At 63.7% G+C, this 16,779-nt stretch carries 16 protein-coding genes; 12 read left to right on the top strand and 4 right to left on the bottom strand.

All coding sequences use genetic code 11. The annotated features are described in order from the left end of the window. Window positions 1–31: 31 nt before the first annotated feature. A complete protein-coding gene (locus ACIPY2_RS01055; RefSeq protein ID WP_400264544.1) occupies window positions 32–982 on the top strand; it encodes an N-acetylglucosamine kinase in 951 nt (316 codons plus the stop codon). 3 nt (window positions 983–985) lie between these two features. On the opposite strand, the gene ACIPY2_RS01060 is transcribed toward ACIPY2_RS01055, so the two are convergent. Beyond that, the gene (locus ACIPY2_RS01060; RefSeq protein ID WP_400264545.1) at window positions 986–2,002 is read right to left on the bottom strand and encodes a pirin family protein; all 1,017 of its coding nucleotides are present in this window, start codon (window positions 2,000–2,002) and stop codon (window positions 986–988) included. 47 nt (window positions 2,003–2,049) lie between these two features. On the opposite strand from ACIPY2_RS01060, the gene ACIPY2_RS01065 reads away from it, so the two are divergent. From ACIPY2_RS01065 to ACIPY2_RS01105, 9 genes are all read left to right on the top strand, one after another. Next, window positions 2,050–3,846: a beta-galactosidase family protein gene (locus tag ACIPY2_RS01065; protein WP_400264546.1), complete on the top strand. Its 1,797-nt coding sequence runs from the start codon at window positions 2,050–2,052 to the stop codon at window positions 3,844–3,846. Between the two features lie 24 nt (window positions 3,847–3,870). After that, complete coding sequence (locus tag ACIPY2_RS01070) at window positions 3,871–4,332, top strand: NUDIX hydrolase (RefSeq protein WP_400264547.1); 462 nt, start codon at window positions 3,871–3,873, stop codon at window positions 4,330–4,332. Between the two features lie 208 nt (window positions 4,333–4,540). Next, on the top strand, window positions 4,541–5,695 hold the full coding sequence (gene rsgA, locus ACIPY2_RS01075; RefSeq protein WP_400264548.1) for a ribosome small subunit-dependent GTPase A: 1,155 nt from the start codon (window positions 4,541–4,543) through the stop codon (window positions 5,693–5,695). A 158-nt stretch (window positions 5,696–5,853) separates the two neighbouring features. Then, complete coding sequence (locus tag ACIPY2_RS01080) at window positions 5,854–6,948, top strand: ABC transporter ATP-binding protein (RefSeq protein WP_400264549.1); 1,095 nt, start codon at window positions 5,854–5,856, stop codon at window positions 6,946–6,948. Continuing rightward, entirely contained in the window at window positions 6,948–7,676 is a 729-nt protein-coding gene (locus ACIPY2_RS01085; RefSeq protein ID WP_400264550.1) for an ABC transporter permease, read from the top strand. Before ACIPY2_RS01080 ends, ACIPY2_RS01085 begins: the two co-directional genes overlap by 1 nt. Next, complete coding sequence (locus ACIPY2_RS01090; RefSeq protein ID WP_400264551.1) at window positions 7,673–8,419, top strand: ABC transporter permease; 747 nt, start codon at window positions 7,673–7,675, stop codon at window positions 8,417–8,419. Before ACIPY2_RS01085 ends, ACIPY2_RS01090 begins: the two co-directional genes overlap by 4 nt. Further along, a complete protein-coding gene (locus ACIPY2_RS01095; RefSeq protein WP_400264552.1) occupies window positions 8,416–9,375 on the top strand; it encodes an ABC transporter substrate-binding protein in 960 nt (319 codons plus the stop codon). Before ACIPY2_RS01090 ends, ACIPY2_RS01095 begins: the two co-directional genes overlap by 4 nt. Window positions 9,376–9,494: 119 nt before the next feature. After that, window positions 9,495–10,715 (top strand): pyridoxal phosphate-dependent aminotransferase, encoded by a 1,221-nt coding sequence (locus ACIPY2_RS01100; RefSeq protein WP_400264553.1) that lies wholly within the window; start codon window positions 9,495–9,497, stop codon window positions 10,713–10,715. Window positions 10,716–10,766: 51 nt separating this feature from the next. Beyond that, complete coding sequence (locus ACIPY2_RS01105; protein WP_400264554.1) at window positions 10,767–11,621, top strand: polyphosphate kinase 2 family protein; 855 nt, start codon at window positions 10,767–10,769, stop codon at window positions 11,619–11,621. Window positions 11,622–11,677: 56 nt separating this feature from the next. Here the strand turns inward: ACIPY2_RS01105 and ACIPY2_RS01110 are convergent, their stop codons facing one another. Both ACIPY2_RS01110 and xseA read right to left on the bottom strand, forming a co-directional pair. Further along, on the bottom strand, window positions 11,678–11,917 hold the full coding sequence (locus tag ACIPY2_RS01110; protein ID WP_400264555.1) for an exodeoxyribonuclease VII small subunit: 240 nt from the start codon (window positions 11,915–11,917) through the stop codon (window positions 11,678–11,680). A gap of 64 nt (window positions 11,918–11,981) precedes the next feature. Next, window positions 11,982–13,259, bottom strand: a complete 1,278-nt coding sequence (gene xseA / locus ACIPY2_RS01115; RefSeq protein WP_400264556.1) for an exodeoxyribonuclease VII large subunit — start codon at window positions 13,257–13,259, stop codon at window positions 11,982–11,984. A 168-nt stretch (window positions 13,260–13,427) separates the two neighbouring features. Between xseA and ACIPY2_RS01120 the strand changes: the two genes are divergently transcribed. Together ACIPY2_RS01120 and ACIPY2_RS01125 are read left to right on the top strand one after the other, a co-directional pair. Beyond that, window positions 13,428–14,303, top strand: a complete 876-nt coding sequence (locus ACIPY2_RS01120; RefSeq protein ID WP_400264557.1) for a hypothetical protein — start codon at window positions 13,428–13,430, stop codon at window positions 14,301–14,303. Window positions 14,304–14,312: 9 nt separating this feature from the next. Next, window positions 14,313–15,398 (top strand): 4-hydroxy-3-methylbut-2-enyl diphosphate reductase, encoded by a 1,086-nt coding sequence (locus tag ACIPY2_RS01125; RefSeq protein ID WP_400264558.1) that lies wholly within the window; start codon window positions 14,313–14,315, stop codon window positions 15,396–15,398. A 99-nt stretch (window positions 15,399–15,497) separates the two neighbouring features. Here the strand turns inward: ACIPY2_RS01125 and ACIPY2_RS01130 are convergent, their stop codons facing one another. Beyond that, a complete protein-coding gene (locus tag ACIPY2_RS01130; protein ID WP_400264559.1) occupies window positions 15,498–16,742 on the bottom strand; it encodes a DNA recombination protein RmuC in 1,245 nt (414 codons plus the stop codon). Window positions 16,743–16,779 lie beyond the last annotated feature (37 nt).

A 16,779-nucleotide genomic window follows, 5' to 3' on the forward strand; every position in this document is an offset into this window, starting at 1 on the left:
TCCTCCGGACGCTCCAAGCTAGTCTTTCACGGTGAACAATCTTGAGCCGGCACAGCATTCCCCTTCAACCCCGGCAGCCGGGGCACCGGAGACCCTCAGCGGTACGGTCATCGGTTTGGACATCGGCGGCACCAAGACCCGCGGCGTCAGGTTCGAGGACGGCGTACCCGTCCGGGACCAGAGCGCAGGCAGTTCAAACGTCCAGAACGTTACCCGCGAACAGGCCATGGCCAACCTTGCTGAGCTTTTTGCCGGCATCGGCGGGGGCCGCGTGGATGAGGTCTACGCAGGATCCGGTGGCATCGACACCGACGAAGACGCGCAGGCGCTCGCAGACCTGATTGCGCCGCACGCCCCTGGTGCCCGCATCACCGTGGTCCACGATTCCAGGCTCCTGTTGGCCGCCGGCGGGGCAAGCACCGGTGTTGCCGTGATCGCCGGGACGGGTTCTGCCGCCTGGGGTCGGAACAGTGCAGGAGAGGAAGCCCGCGCCGGGGGTTGGGGCTACCTCCTGGGTGACGAGGGCAGCGGGTACTGGCTGGGACGCGAGGCCGTCCGGCACAGTCTCCGCCGGATGAACCAAGGGCTGGAACCCGACCGCCTGAGCAAGGCCCTGCTCGAGTCGTGCGGGGTGGAGGAACCCGGAAAACTTATCGCCTTGTTCCACGACCCCCGGACCGGCCGCCGCTATTGGGCCCAGCAGGCACGGCTCGTGGTGGAAGCGGCCGACGCCGGAGATGAGGTCAGCATCGGCCTGGTCGACCAAGCCGGCCGCGATCTCGCCGACCTCGCATCACAGGCTGTGCGCCAGTTGGGCCTGGATGGGCCCGTTATCCTCGGCAGCGGACTTGGCATGAACGTCGCGCGACTCCAGGATGCCTTCAAGGCAAGGCTTGCCGAGGAAGGCATCGTGGATGTCCGCATCCTCCGGCAGGATCCGGTGTTCGGCGTCCCCCGGCTCGTGGCCGAACAGCGCGGCTGAGGGTCAGCCGCGGGTTCTCGGACGCAGCTTGACGCCTGGAAGCGGCGGGGCGGGGATCCGCCCCGCTTCCGCACCGGCGTCAGGGCCATGGCCGTGGACGAATCCGAAGCGGGAGGTGGCGGCAGCGGCGTCGTCGAGCAGTCCCTCCGCTTCCCACTCCTCGCGGGCCTTCTCAACTTCCTCGTGCGTGCGTCCAACAAAGTTCCACCACATCAGCAGGTCCTCACCGAACGGCTCACCGCCCAGCAGCATGATCCGCGTCTCCGGGGCTGCTTCCACGGTGAGTGATTCGCGTCCGGCGCCGAGATAGGCCAGTGGTCCGGGGCCGATGTCTTCACCATCGATGGCCACCTGGCCGTCCAACACCAGGACGGCGTGTTCAAAATCGGGCCGCAGGGGAAGGTCGAGTGTCCCTGATCCCGTGATGTCCGCCCCGACGATGGGGCTGAACATCGTGGCGGGGGAGAGCTTTCCGGCAAATTCGCCCACCATCACCGTGGCCGTGTAGCCGTCACCGGAGGCCACCGGAAGTTCGCGGTGCTGCTCGAAGGAAGGCTCGCGATGCCGGTGTTCGTCCGGGAGGGCCACCCACAACTGGAGCCCGCGGGACACCGGGACGTCTTCCGGAGCCACTTCTGCCGACGGCAGTACGGAGAACTCGGAATGCGAGATGCCGTGCCCGGCAGTCATGATATTGAGTTCTCCGGGCCGGACCACCACGTCGCTGCCCACGCTGTCACGGTGCCGGACGGCGCCCTCCAACGGCCACGTGACGGTCTGGAGGCCGCAGTGCGGGTGCGGCAGGACGCTCATGGCCACCCGGTCCGGGCCGAAGCTGTCAAGGAAACACCAGGCGCCAACGGTCGGGAGGCCGCGCTGGGGAAGGGTGCGGTACACGTTCATGGCGCGCACTCCGCCCAAGGGCACTTCCCGCTCCGGCCACAACTGGACGCACGGCCCCTGTCCTTCCGGGGCTGCCGGGCAAACCTGCTCGGAAGGGGCGGTATCCAGATTGGTCATGTCATCACCTGTGCATAAATGTTGGAAATTGAGCTAATCTGTTCCGTGTGAACAACGCCCTTTTGAGCTACCACGACGCCGTCCTCTACCGTTCGGGTGAACCGTACCGCATCCTCGCTGGAGCCATCCACTACTTCCGCGTGCACCCCGATCTGTGGCAGGACCGGCTGCGTCGCTTGAAGGCGATGGGCGCCAACACGGTGGATACCTATGTGGCATGGAACTTCCACCAGCCTAAGCGGCAGGAAGCCCCGGACTTCACCGGTTGGCGGGACCTGGGCAGGTTCATCGACCTTGCAGCGGAGGAGGGGCTGGAGGTGATCGTCCGTCCCGGTCCCTACATCTGCGCCGAATGGGACAACGGCGGTTTCCCCGCCTGGCTGACCGGCATTCCCGGCATTGGCCTGCGGTGCATGGATGAGGTTTTCACGTCCGCCGTCGAGGAGTGGTTCCACCACCTTCTGCCCATCATCGCCTCCCGGCAGGCTTCCAAGGGCGGACCCGTGGTGGCTGTCCAGATTGAAAACGAGTACGGCAGCTATGGCGACGATCATGACTACATCCGCTGGAACCGCCGGGTACTTGAGGAACAAGGCATCACGGAGTTGCTCTTCACGGCTGACGGCGGGACCGATTACTTCCTCGACGGCGGGTCCGTGGAGGGAACGTGGGCGACGGCCACGCTGGGAAGCCGCGGGGACGAAGCCATTGAAACGTGGAAGCGGCGGCGACCCGACGAGCCTTTCTTCAACGTGGAGTTCTGGGGCGGCTGGTTCGACCATTGGGGGGAGCACCACCACCGGCGCGATGCAGCCGATGCGGCCGCCGAGGCCCGGAAAATGCTGGATCTTGGAGGGTCGGTGTGTGTCTACATGGCGCACGGCGGCACCAACTTCGGGCTCGGCTCCGGCAGCAATCACGATGGCTCCAAGCTCCAGCCGACCGTCACGAGCTACGACTCCGATGCCCCGATCGCGGAGAACGGTGCACTGACGCCGAAATTCCATGCGTTCCGGACAGAGTTCTTCCGCGCCCAGGGCATTGTGGACCTGCCGGAAATACCCATTGAACTGTTGAACGACGCACCGGTCCTGCCCGCACAGTCCTTGCCGTTGTCACCCGGACGCGGGCTGTTGGAGCTGGTCCGGGACGCCGGCAAGCCGGTCACCAGCGTCAAGCCGCTCACCTTTGAGCAGTTGGGGCTCGACGGCGGCATGGTGCTCTATTCGGCCCGGGCCGTCCTGCCGGGACGCCCTGGCGCCCCCACGGAAAGCCGGATCAGGATCACCGGCCTCAACGATCGCGCCTACCTCTGGGTGGATGGTGAGTACGCCGGTGTCCTGGATGATCAAACCGGCGAGGAAGGATTGCCCGTCCAAGGCACGGGCGTCGCTGCAAACCTGGAGATCCTGGTGGAGAACCTGGGCCGCATCAATTACGGGCCGCTGACCGGTCACGGCAAGGGAATCCTCTGCGGTGTGCTCATCAACCAGCGCTACACGTTCCACTGGACGCAGACGCCGGTTGCCTTGGGTGAGTGGACGGAAGAGGACCTCCGGGAACTGTCCGGAGCCTCGTTCGAGGCCACGCAACCCGCGGACACGTACATCGCTTTGCCCGGCTCTACCAAGGGATTTGTGTGGCTCAACGGATTCCTGTTGGGCCGGTACTGGAACAAGGGTCCGCAGGCCACCCTATATGTCCCGGCGCCCCTGGTCCAGGCCGGTACCAACAGCATCAAGGTCCTCGAGCTCGGCGAGCCAGGGACCGTCGTCGAACTTCGGGACAGTCCGGACCTTGGTCCATCGGAAGCAGGGCCCATAGCAGCGGCCGAGTTGGCCTGAGCCCGCGGCAACTATGCTGGCTGGATGAGCCTCCAGTTCGATACCCGCCCTGCCGCCTACGCCGTCATCATCCGCGACGACAGGTTGCTGATGGCCTACTGGAAACAGGACGGCAAGGAAGGCTGGACGCTTCCGGGCGGCGGACTCGACATCGGCGAACACCCCGTGGACGGGTGCCGGCGGGAGGTCCTGGAGGAGACAGGCTACGAGGCCCGAATCGACCGCATGCTGGGCGTTGACGTGGGGCATTGGCCCGGTGAGGCACGGGACGGCTCCGGGCGGGATTTCCAAGCGTTGCGGCTTGTCTACGAGGCCACGATTGTCGGCGGGGAATTGACCCACGAGATCGACGGCAGCACTACCCATGCGGCGTGGATCCCGCTGGGAGACGTCGGCAAGCTCAACCGGGTTTCTTTGGTCGACATTGCCCTGGGCCTGTACCGGGATCGCCCGGAGGACGGAAAACCTGCAGGCAAAACTTCCTGAGCTCTGGCCTTCCATCCCGGGTCTGGCTACTCTAAAGAACGTTGCCGGCTTTTCTGATGCCGGCCCTGATGCCGGGGAGGTGGATTTGATGACTGCCATGGTCCTGCGCGCCTTGCACACTGTTGCGGCGCATCGTCACTCCACCAACCACGCCCCGGCAACTTCCTGCCACAGCTAGACGTCGCCCGGGCCCAGCAAAGGCTACCCATTGCGAAATCACGCTGAATCAAGCAACCCCGTTTTTCAATCCAATCTTCCATCAGGTCCCGTCGGGTACGGCTTCACCGCGAAGACTGCGGAGCTTTTCCACGATCACCCCCTTCCCGGTGCGCAGCAGCATCTGCCTGGCCGCGTGGTGCGCTTGGACCGGAACCGTGTGCTCGTCGCGTCGGCGGCCGGGCTCCAGCACCTGGCATATCCCACCCGGGGACCCTCGCCGGCCACAGGGGACTGGGTCTGGCTCGGCCGCAACGCCGCGGGGGAGGCCGCCGTCGTCGGCGTTCTTCCGCGACATTCGGCACTCAGCCGCAAGCGGGCCTTCGAGGCCTCCTCCGAAGAACAAATCCTGGGGGCCAACATCGACATCGTTGCGGTGGTGGTTCCCATGGACAGGCCCCTCACCCACAACAGGCTGGAGCGGACGCTCGTGGCGGCCTGGGATTCAGGCGCCACCCCCTTGGTGGTGATCACCAAAGCGGATCTTGCCGATCTTGCCGACGACGTGGTGGGAGAAGTCATGCTCCAGGCTGCCGGGGTGGAAGTCGTCACCACCTCCGCCGAACACGGCGACGGACTGGACGAACTCCTGCAGCACATTCCCGCCGGTGCCACCTTGGTGATGCTTGGGCCTTCCGGCGCCGGCAAATCCACGCTCATCAACGCCTTGGCCGGCCGCGAGCTGCAGGAGACCGGTGCCGTCCGCGCCGGTGACGGCAAAGGACGCCACACCACCACCTCGCGTGAACTCGTGCCCCTGCCCGGGGGAGCCGTGCTGATGGATACCCCGGGGGTCCGCGGATTCGGGCTCTTCGACGCCGTTGAGGGAATGGATGAGATGTTCGGCGACCTCGAGGAACTGTTCGGGAAGTGCCGTTTCAACGACTGTTCCCATCAGGCAGAGCCGGGCTGCGCAGTGCAGGAAGCATTGGCCGGCCAAAGCCTGGACGAACGACGCTGGAACAGCTACCTCAAACTGCAAAGGGAACTGGCTGCGTTGAACCGCAAGCATGACGCCGCAGCCCGCCGCGCATACCAGCGGGAGTGGCACCAAAAAGTGGTTTCGGCCGAACGCGGACAGCGTGCCGCCGAAAGGTATCGGCACGATCGGGCGGAGGAAAGGAGCAGCAAACGCAGGAAGAGGTGATTATTGCCGATTCATTACGGAACACGTGGCGTCGCTGACATGGCAAGGCGCGCTGACTACGCTGGGTGAAGATCGGCTTTACAGCCAATGTCAGCGTGCTTATGATCAGTTGGCTCTACCGTCCGAGGATGTCGAATTACAGATAGGTAAGCCCAGGTATGGCCGAAGCCATGATTGAGTTCCAGAGCGTGACCAAGCGGTACCAAGGGGGACAGCCCGCGGTTGACGCCCTGAGCATGTCCATCGACAAAGGCGCGATCACCGTCTTCGTCGGTCCCTCGGGCTGCGGTAAAACAACGTCGCTGCGCATGATAAACCGCATGGTGGAACCCAGCGAGGGCACCATTACTGTGGACGGCAAGGACGTCTCCCAGGTTCCGGCCGCCCAGCTCCGGCGTTCCATGGGTTACGTCATGCAGTCGGCGGGCCTGCTCCCGCACCGGTCAGTCCTGGACAACATCGCCACGGTTCCGCGGCTCAACGGCGTCCCCAAAGCGGCTGCGCGAAAACGCGCGGCGGAATTGCTCGACGTCGTTGGGCTGGCTTCGGCGCTCGGCAAACGGTATCCGTCTCAGTTGTCCGGAGGTCAGCAGCAGCGCGTGGGCGTCGCCCGCGCGCTCGCCGCCGATCCGCCCGTCCTGCTCATGGACGAGCCTTTCAGCGCGGTGGATCCCGTGGTGCGCGACGAATTGCAACGGGAACTGCTCCGGCTGCAGCGCGAACTGGCAAAGACCATCGTGTTCGTGACGCACGATATCGACGAGGCCACCGTTTTGGGCGACAAGGTGGCTGTTTTCGCGGTGGGCGGCAAGCTCGCCCAGTATGCGGCACCGGAAGAAATCCTTCGTGCTCCGGCCAACGATTTCGTCGCGTCGTTCGTAGGCCGAGACCGAGGATTCCGGCATTTGGCCTTCAACGCCGCCGACTCCGTCCAACTCCACCCGGTGGCCACCGTAAGCGCTGTTGACGGTCACCACGCCGGCCGTGAATCGGGGGAGTGGGCACTGGTGGTCGATGCCGATTCCCGGCCTCTCGGCTGGTCGTCGCCGCGCGACGGGGCCGGAATCATCCCTGGCGGATCCCTGTTCCGGAAGGGCGACACGCTCCGCCGCGCGCTTGATGCGGCGTTGTCCTCTCCGTCGGGGCTCGGCGTCGCAGTTGACGACGACGGACGGGTTGCCGGGGTCCTCAAGGCGCACGAAGTCCTGGCCCTCATCGAGGAAGTCCGCCGCAACAGGGAGGACGCCACCTGATGGAGTGGTTCCTGGCGAACAGCGGCATGGTCTTGGGCCTGGCGGGACAGCATCTGCTCCTCGCCGTCATCCCCATGGTCCTGGGATTGTTGATTTCGGTGCCGCTGGCCCAACTTGCCCGCCGCAACCGTACACTGCGGTCGGTGCTGGCCACGGTCACCTCCCTCCTTTACACCATTCCCTCCCTGGCGCTCTTCATCATTCTTCCCACGATTCTGGGAACCCGTATCCTGGATCCGCTCAACGTTGTGGTCGCGCTGACCATTTACGCCGTGGCCTTGCTGGTCCGGGCAGCCATGGACGCCTTCGACTCGGTGGACAACGATCTCCGCAACGCCGCCATAGCCATGGGCTTCAAACCGTTGGCCAGGTTCTTCCAAGTGGACCTTCCGCTTTCCCTTCCGGTGATGTTTGCGGGGTTGCGCGTGGTCTCGGTCAGCAACATTTCGCTGGTCAGCGTCGCGGCACTCCTGGGTGTCGGCAATTTGGGCATCCTCTTCACCGATGGCTTGCAACGCACGTTCGTGACCGAGGTGGTGGTAGGCATCCTCGCCATCCTTGTCCTTGCCCTGCTCATGGATGCGGTGCTGGTGGTTCTTGAGCGGCTCCTGACTCCATGGACCCGGGCAGCGGGCGGTAGTGGCCGCGATGATGCCGCCGTGGTGCTGACAGAACCCAAGGCAGGGCCTGCCGCTGCACTGAGGCCGGATCCGGGGGCGTCCGCATGAGCAATGTCTTCACCGATACGTTCGCCTGGTTGGCCGATCCCAAACACTGGTCCGGCAGCGGTGGCATTCCCACCCGGCTGTTGGAGCACCTTCAGTACAGCGGGTTGGTCCTCATTATCGCCGCCGTCATAGCTGTGCCCCTGGGGCTGTTCATCGGCCATACCGGCCGGGGCAAGGTAATTGCCGTGGCCGTGGCCGGCGCCTTGCGGGCCCTTCCCACCCTGGGCCTTCTGGTTCTTTTCGCCCTGCTGGCAGGCAGTGGCTTGATGCCTCCTGTGTGGGCCCTGGTCATCCTGACCGTCCCACCTCTGCTGGCCGGAACTTATGCAGGCATTTCAAGCGTCGACCCTGCTGTTGTGGACGGTGCCCGCGCTGTGGGGATGACCGAACTTCAGATCCTTTTCCGTGTGGAGCTGCCCAACGGCCTGCAGGTGATGTTTGGCGGCATCAGGACCGCCGTGCTTCAAGTCATTGCCACCGTGTCCGTGGTGGCCTACCTGCCGTTGGGCGGTTTGGGCCGCTACCTGTTCGATGGCCTGGTCCTTCAGGACTTCCCGCGGATGCTGGGTGGTTCCCTGTTGATCGCGGCCTTGGCCATCGCCGTCGACCTTATACTCGCCGCGGTGCAGAGGCTGGTCCTCTCGCCCGGCCTCGCACCAGATTCACGCCGTCGCCGGAAGGCGTCGGACGGTTCCAAAACCACAGCTCCCGCCGGGGCTGCCGTTCAAGGAGGTACACCATGAAAAACCCCGTCCCCATGACCCTTACGCGCCGTGGTCTCGGTGGCCTGGCAGCCGGCCTCGGTGTGGCCTTGGCACTGAGCGCCTGCGGTGGCAGTCCTCTGGCCACACCGTCAAGCTCGGCAGCCGGCGGGTCCGGCGGCGCGAGCGGTCCTTTGGTAGTGGGCTCGGCCGACTTCCCCGAAAGCCAGGTGATCGGCGAGATCTATGCCGGCGCCCTCAACGCCGCAGGGGTCACGGCCAGCACCAAGCCCAACATCGGCTCACGCGAAATCTACTTCAAGGCAGTCCAGGACGGCTCCGTTGACCTCGTGCCCGACTATTCGGGCAACCTCCTCTCCTACCTGAATGCCGACGCCACTGAGGTTTCGGCCGATGACGTATACAAGGCACTCCCAGGGAAGCTTCCTGAGGGCCTGGGGGTTCTGGACGCCGCCAAAGCAGAGGACAAGGACGCCATGGTGGTCACCAAGGCCACTGCCCAGAAGTACCAGCTGAAGTCCATTGAGGACCTGGCCAAGGTCTGCAAGGACTTCACCATGGCGGCTCCGGCCACCTTCGAAACACGTTCCTATGGTTTCCCGGGCCTGAAGAAGAACTACAACTGCGAGCTCAAGGGCCTTCAGCCGTTCAGCGACGGCGGTGGCAACCTCACCCTGCAGGCCCTGTTGCAGGACAAGGTGCAGGTGGCTGACATCTACACCACCACGCCGTCCATCGTGGACAACGATCTCGTGGTCCTCGAAGACCCCAAGAACAACTTCAAGGCCCAGCAGGTCCTGCCCCTCTACAACAAGTCCAAGATGACGGACAAGGCCAAGGAGGCGCTTAACAACGTTTCCAAGATCCTGACCACGGAGGATCTCATCAACCTCAACCGCTCCGTCAGCGGCGACCAGAAGCAAAGTGCCAAGGACGCTGCCGCCGCTTGGCTTAAGGACAAGGGCATCGTCAAGTAGCGCTTGACCAAACCCCGTACGACGGCGGTGACTGACCCTCGCGGGTCCGACACCGCCGTCGTTTGTTCTGTGAGGGACGTCTCAGCGGAAGTCCATGACCGCTGTGGCATATTTGAGGGATGGCGAATTTCAAGCAGTCCACCAAGCTTCATAATGTCCTCTACGACATCCGTGGACCGATTCTTCAGGCCGCCCAGCAGATGGAGGCGGAGGGCCACAGGATCCTCAAACTGAACATCGGAAACCCCGCACCTTTTGGTTTTGAAGCGCCTGACGCCATTTTGGTGGACATGATCCGCCACCTCCCCAACGCCCAGGGCTACAGCGATTCGCGCGGAATTTTTTCCGCCAGGACCGCCGTCTCGCAGTACTACCAAACCCGCGGCATCCAGAACATCCACGTTGATGACATCTACTTGGGCAATGGAGTCAGCGAACTGATCACCATGTCCCTCATGGCTTTGCTGGAGGACGGTGACGAGGTCCTCATCCCCACCCCGGACTACCCCCTGTGGACGGCATCGGTATCGCTGGCCGGCGGACGTCCTGTGCACTACCTCTCCGACGAGGAGTCGGGCTGGCAGCCGGATCTCGAGGATATGGAAGCCAAGATCACCCCGCGCACCAAGGGAATCGTGGTCATCAACCCGAACAACCCCACCGGAGCGGTCTACCCGGAAGAGACTCTGAAGAAGATCGTTGCCCTCGCCGAAAAGCATGGGCTGGTACTTTTTGCCGATGAGATCTACGAGAAGATCCTCTACGAAGACGCCGTCCACGTAAATCTCGCCGGGCTGACCGGGGATGACGTGCTGTGCCTGACGTTCAGCGGCTTATCCAAGGCTTACCGCGTTTGTGGCTACCGCGCAGGCTGGATGGCCATCTCCGGACCAAAGAAGGATGCCGCGGACTACCTGGAAGGCATCAACCTGCTGGCCAACATGCGCCTTTGTGCGAACGTTCCTGCCCAGCACGCCATCCAAACGGCACTTGGCGGATACCAAAGCATCAACGACCTCATCCTTCCCGGGGGCCGGCTTCTGGAGCAGCGGAACAAGGCTTACGATCTGCTCAACGCCATCCCCGGGGTCAGCACCCAACAGGCACGTGGTGCGCTCTACCTCTTCCCCAAGCTGGACCCTGAGGTTTACCACATCAGGGACGACGAGAAGTTCGTCCTGGATCTCCTGAAGGAGCAGAAGATCCTCGTCTCCCACGGACGCGCCTTCAACTGGGTACGTCCGGACCACTTCCGTATGGTCACGCTGCCCAATGTGAAGGACATCGAAGAAGCAATTGGGCGTATGGCGGACTTCCTGTCGAGGTATCCAGGCAACTAGCCTGAGATTCATGCCGCGCCACGGGGGCGCTGCCCGGCAGGAAGGCAAGCCATGGCTCGTCCAGTTGAGTTCACCAAGAGTCCGGCAGAAGCCCTGAGAGTGGATTCGGGATTCTCACTCGCAAGTGTCGATCCCGAATCCACCCCCGGATATCCGGGCGCGAAAACCGACGGCAAATCCCTGCTTGCAGCCCAGGACGACAGGTTGGCTGAACTGCAGGAGCAGCTCTTCGCCGGGGGAAAGTTCGGAAGCAACAAGCGGCTGCTCTTGATCCTCCAAGCAATGGATACCGCCGGCAAAGGTGGCGCTGTCAGCCATGTCGTGGGAGCAATGGATCCGCAGGGCGTGCATTTGACGGCCTTTAAGGCTCCCACGGAAGAAGAGAAAGCCCACGATTTCCTCTGGCGGATCGAGAAACAGGTCCCCGCCGCAGGCATGGTGGGGGTCTTCGATCGCTCCCACTATGAGGACGTTTTGATCCATCGGGTCCACGGCTGGGCCGACGCCGACGAACTGGAACGGCGCTATGAGGCCATCAACGAATTCGAGTCCCGGCTGGCGGAGCAAGGAACCACGATCGTCAAGGTCATGCTCAACATCAGCAAGGATGAGCAGAAGAAGAGGCTTCTGGCCCGTCTGGACGATCCAAGCAAGCACTGGAAGTACAGCCGGGGAGACCTCACCGAGCGGGCGTTTTGGGACGACTACATGGAGGCTTACAACATAGCCTTCGAGAAGACGTCAACGGAGATCGCCCCGTGGCACGTGGTTCCGGCGAACAAGAAATGGTATGCCCGGATCGCCGTCCAGGAGCTTCTCCTCGAGGCGCTGCGGGGAATGTCGCTGGCGTGGCCAAAAGCGGAGTTCGATGTTGCTGCCGAGCGTGCCCTGGTGGTCCAGTCCTGACGGGTTATGTCAGGACGTCGGCTGCATCCAGCCGTTGGTCGTAGGCAGGCCGGCAACTACTCCGTGCCCGAATCGTTGCTCGCCTCGCGTGCCGTGGCCAGGCGTTTGCGGGCACCTTCGAGCCAGTCCTCACAGCGCTTGGCCAAAGCCTCGCCGCGTTCCCAGAGGGCGAGCGATTCTTCCAGGCTGGCCCCGCCGGCTTCGAGGCGGCCCACGATGGCCACCAGTTGCTCGCGTGCTTCCTCGTAGCTCAGGGCGTCAAGGGGATCTGTTTCAGGGACAGCGTTTTCAGTCATGGTCTTCCTTTGGCAATTGTCGCGGCCGCTTCGGCCGGGTGTCGGTTTCGCGGCGTTTCAGGGCTTACCGTTCGGATATGCGTCCTTGGCCGGTGGAGGTTGCGCGGAAACTACCCTCCGCAACCCGGACGGCGAGGGCGGTTCCCTCGGGCGTCTGCTCCGGACTGCTGACGACCGTATGGCCCGCATGGTCCTCGCCGACGATTTGGACCACCGCGTAGCCCCGGTCCAATGTCTTCTGCGGCGAGAGCGCGCGGACCTGGGCACGCAGGTGATGCACTTGGTCCAAGGCTCGCACCACGGCCGTGCTCACGGCCGAGTGGGATCTTTGTTGCAGCCTGTCGATGTCCTCGGAGCGCACCGCCACCAAGGTTTCGGGTGCGGCCAACACGGGCCTGGACCTCAAAGCGTGGAGCCGGTCCGTCTCCCTGTCCACCATGCGGCTGATGGAACGCCGGAGGTGCTCGCGCGCCTGACGGACCGCAGCCAGCTCTTCGGTGACGTCCGGAACGATCCTCTTGGCTGCATCTGTCGGGGTGGAGGCCCGCAGATCGGCGACGTCATCCAGGATCGGCCTGTCAGCCTCGTGCCCGATGGCGCTCACCACAGGGGTGGTGGCGGCCGCGACAGCCCTGATCAGCTCTTCGTTACTGAAGGGCAGGAGGTCTTCGAGGGCGCCGCCTCCGCGGGCCAGGACGATGACGTCCACGTGCGGATCGGCATCCAGCTTCCTGAGTGCCCCGATAATCTGCGATACGGCGGTGTTGCCTTGGACGGCGACCTCGCGGACATCGAATTCGACCGCCGGCCAGCGCAAGGCCGCATTGCGGAGTACGTCCTTCTTGGCATCCGAATCCCGTCCGGTGATGAGACCGATCCTGTGGGGGAGGAGAGGCAGTTTCCGCTTCCGCGAGTCCGCGAACAGTCCTTCGGCCGCCAGTGCTTGGCGGAGGCGCTCGATTCTTGCGAGCAGGTCGCCGAGGCCAACCGGCCGGATGTCTTTGACCGACATGTTCAATCGTCCGGTCTTGACCCAGAAATCGGCTTTCACCAGTGCGACCACGCGAGAGCCGCGCTCCAAGGGAGTCTTTTGGCGGTCCAGGACTGTGGACCACACGGAAGCCGGCAAGGAGATCTCTGCATCGATATCCCGCAGGGTGAGGAAGGCATTGCCGCCCCGTCGGTTCATTTCGATGACCTGGCCTTCGATCCAGGCCGCAGGAGCACGCTCGATGTGGGCCTTGAGCTTGCGGGACAGCAGTTGAAGCGGCCAGGGGTTCTCCGGGCTCGTCTCAGCGGCGGTCCCGGGCAGGGTGGATTCCGATCTGGCTTCAGCTGACATCGGTGGCCCGGGCTTCTTCCTGCATGTGTTTGTCCTCGCTAGCTTCACGGGCCGCCGGTTGTCGGGCCGCCTTCCAACTCTATCCATAGCTTTAGCAGCGGAGTCCGACATTTTTCCGCCCATGTGGACAGTTCTAGGATGGTTGGGACTGCCCGACCAGCCCCGAGGATGTCCTTGCGTACTTTTGTTTCAGCCGTTGGCGTGATCCTTGCCCTGTTGCTTACCGCCGTTGCCGTGCCCGCCGCCTGGGTTGACGCGCACGTGGTCAAGGAGGACGGCTTTGTACGGATGGCAGGTGCACTGGGCAAGGACCCCGACTTCCAGAACAGGCTCGCCGCGGCGGCTGTGGGAACCTTCGAATCGTCCGTGCAGCTGCCTGAGCCGGTACGCAACCTCGCTGCCGAAGCCTTGAAGAATGCGGCGTCGGGCATGCAGTCGTGGAGCGACTATCCGCAGGCCTGGGAAGAAACAGTCAGGAACAGCCACAGGCTGAATTTCGGCACTGACCAGAAGGAGGAAGCAGGCACGCCCACGGGCCTTCTCCTGGACATAGCACCGCTGGTCAGGCTGATCCGGGACCACTTCGCGTCGTCCACAGGGGTCAGGCTGGACGTGCCGCAACAAAGTGTGGTCACGCTGGGACAGGCTTCCCAGCGGCAGCTCGTTGAACGGGTTGCTGCGTTTGCGCCCCTTTGGTGGGTAGCTGCCCTTGGCGCGGCGGCAGCTGCCCTGCTTGCCCTCACCGCCGCACGGCGTCGGCCGTCCGTCTTGGTTTTCCTTGGCCTCGGAGGTTTGGCGCTGGCCGCGTTGTGGACCACGACGACGGACTTCGCCGTTGGTGCCGTGGGGAACGTGTCGAGCGGTAACAGTGTGGCTGACCTGTTCAAGAACGAGTTCCTCGCCTCGGCCAAGGCAGGATTTGGTGAGTGGATCACGGTGGACATCTGGGTGGCCCTGGCGTTGCTTGCCGTTGGAATTGTTGCATGGCTGCTCACCGGGAGAGGCCGGTCACGTTCTGCGGACCGCCTCGGCACTGGCCGGTAACATTGAAGGATGACCAGCACAGCAGTCTCCATTCCGATGCCCACGGTGCCCCGCAGACGCCGATCGCCTGAAGAGGTCTTGGCTGCTGCTCCGGTGACCGGCACCAAGAAGGTCCTGCTTGCCGCGCCGCGAGGATACTGCGCGGGCGTGGACCGGGCAGTTATTGCCGTTGAGAAGGCGCTGGAGCACTACGGTCCTCCGGTCTACGTCCGGAAGCAGATCGTGCATAACGTGCACGTTGTCAGCTCCCTGGAGGAGAAGGGCGCCATCTTCGTTGATGAGACCGACGAGGTGCCTGAGGGCGCGTTGGTCATCTTCTCCGCCCACGGTGTTTCCCCGGCCGTGGTGCAATCCGCTGAGGACCGCGGCCTCCGTACCATCGACGCCACCTGCCCGCTGGTCACCAAAGTCCACCGCGAAGCAGTCCGCTTTGCGAAGGAAGACTACGACATCCTGCTGATCGGCCACGACGGCCATGAGGAAGTGGAAGGCACCGCCGGCGAAGCTCCGGACCACATCCAGATCATTAATGGTCCGCATGAGGTTGGAAAGGTGACCGTCCGGAACCCGGAAAAGACCATCTGGCTTTCCCAGACAACCCTGAGCGTTGACGAGACCATGGAGACCGTCCGCATGCTCAAGGAGAGGTTCCCCACCCTCCAGGACCCGCCCAGCGACGATATTTGCTACGCCACCACCAATCGCCAAGTAGCCATCAAGAAGATCGCTCCGCAGGCTGATCTGGTCATCGTCGTCGGTTCGGCAAACTCCTCGAACTCTGTCCGGCTTGTGGAAGTGGCCCTTGAATACGGTGCCCGAAAGTCGTACCGCGTGGACTTCGCCAACGAGGTGGACGAAAGTTGGTTTGAGGGTGTGGCCACCGTTGGCGTAACGTCCGGTGCATCCGTACCCGAGGTCCTGGTCCAAGACGTGTTGCGGCTCCTGGCGGACTACGGTTACGGCGAGGTCCAGGAAGTGGTCACGGCCGAGGAAGATCTGTTGTTCTCCCTTCCCAAGGAGTTGAGGGCCACGCTCAAGCAGGCTGGCGACGTCAGCCGTGCGCTGGGTGGACGTGGAAACCGGCCCACCTCCTAGCACTCCGTTCGAACCGGGTTCTCCGCGGACCCTGGTTTCTTTGACAAGCAAAACGGCCCGGCCGGTCTCAGTGAGACCGGCCGGGCCGTTTTGGCGTGCTCAGGCCGCGGATTCGCGATCCTCGGGCTCTTGGGGCTCCAGTGCCAGGAGTTCGGGTGCAGCGAGGGACCGGGGCACCGCCTCGACAGCGGGCGGCGCAGTCAGTCCGGCGTCGTCCATGGTGTTGAGTTTCCTCGCAGTGGGAAGAACGCGGGCCTCGAGGGTCCCGACCAGCGCGTTGTAGCGGTCCACGGAGGTCTTCAACGAACTTCCCAGCTTGCCCACGTTCTCGCCCAGCGTTCCCATGCGCTCGTACAACTGCTTGGCGAGCTCGAACAGTTCATGGGCGCTGTCCGTAAGCACATCCTGGCGCCAGGTGAAAGCCACGGACTTCAGCACAGCCAGCAACGTGCCAGGCGAGGCGAGGACTACATTCCTGGACAGGGCGTGCTCCAGCAATGCGGGATCCGCCTCCAGGGCCGAGGCCAGGATGGACTCCGCGGGAAGGAAGCAGATCACCAGCTCGGGGGAGTTGCCGGGGATATCCCAGTACTTCTTTGCCGCAAGAGCGTCGATGTGGGCCTTCAGGGCTTTGGCATGCTGGGTGAGGAGCGTCTTGGAATCCTGGCTGGCGGTTGCAGTGACTGATTCCCCGAGGGAGCCTTCGCCGTGGAGTTGCTCTTGGGCTGCAAGATAGGACGCCAAGGGCACCTTCGCGTCAACTACCAGTTGTTTTCCGCCGGGCAATTGGACCACCAGGTCCGGACGCATGGTGCTTTCGTTTCGGCCGGAGTGGACCTGCTCGTGGAAGTCAACGTGGCGAAGCATCCCGGAGGCTTCCACCACCCGGCGGAGCTGAACTTCGCCCCACTGGCCACGGGCGCTGTTGGAACGAAGGGCCGACGCCAGGGCGTGGGTGGAACGGAGGAGCTGTTCATCGGACAGGCGGGCGTCCTGAAGTTGCTGGGCCAACTGGCCGTATTGCTCCACCCGGTCACGCTCCAGGATCGAAACCTGCTGCTGGACCGCCGTGAGTTTCTCGGCAACGGGCGCCAAAGCCCGCAGTACGCTGCCGTCCGAGTTCCTGGCCTCGCTCAGCTCCCGGTTCTGGGCGAACAGCAGGCGCCGTTCGGCGTCGGCGGCTGCGAACTGCGCCGTCACCTCGGAAAGCCGTGCTGAAACGGCGTCGAAATCCGCTTCCAAACCAGTGCCCCGCCGTTGGAAGACAACGTACGAAATACCGAGCCCCAGTGCAGCGCCGATCAACAGCATCAGCAGGGCCAAAACCACTCCAAATCCATCCATGGAACAACCCTGTCACAGGGGTAGGACAATTTTGGGG

Origin of the sequence: Paenarthrobacter sp. NPDC089675 (assembly GCF_044749185.1) — a bacterium.
Lineage (GTDB): Bacteria > Actinomycetota > Actinomycetes > Actinomycetales > Micrococcaceae > Arthrobacter.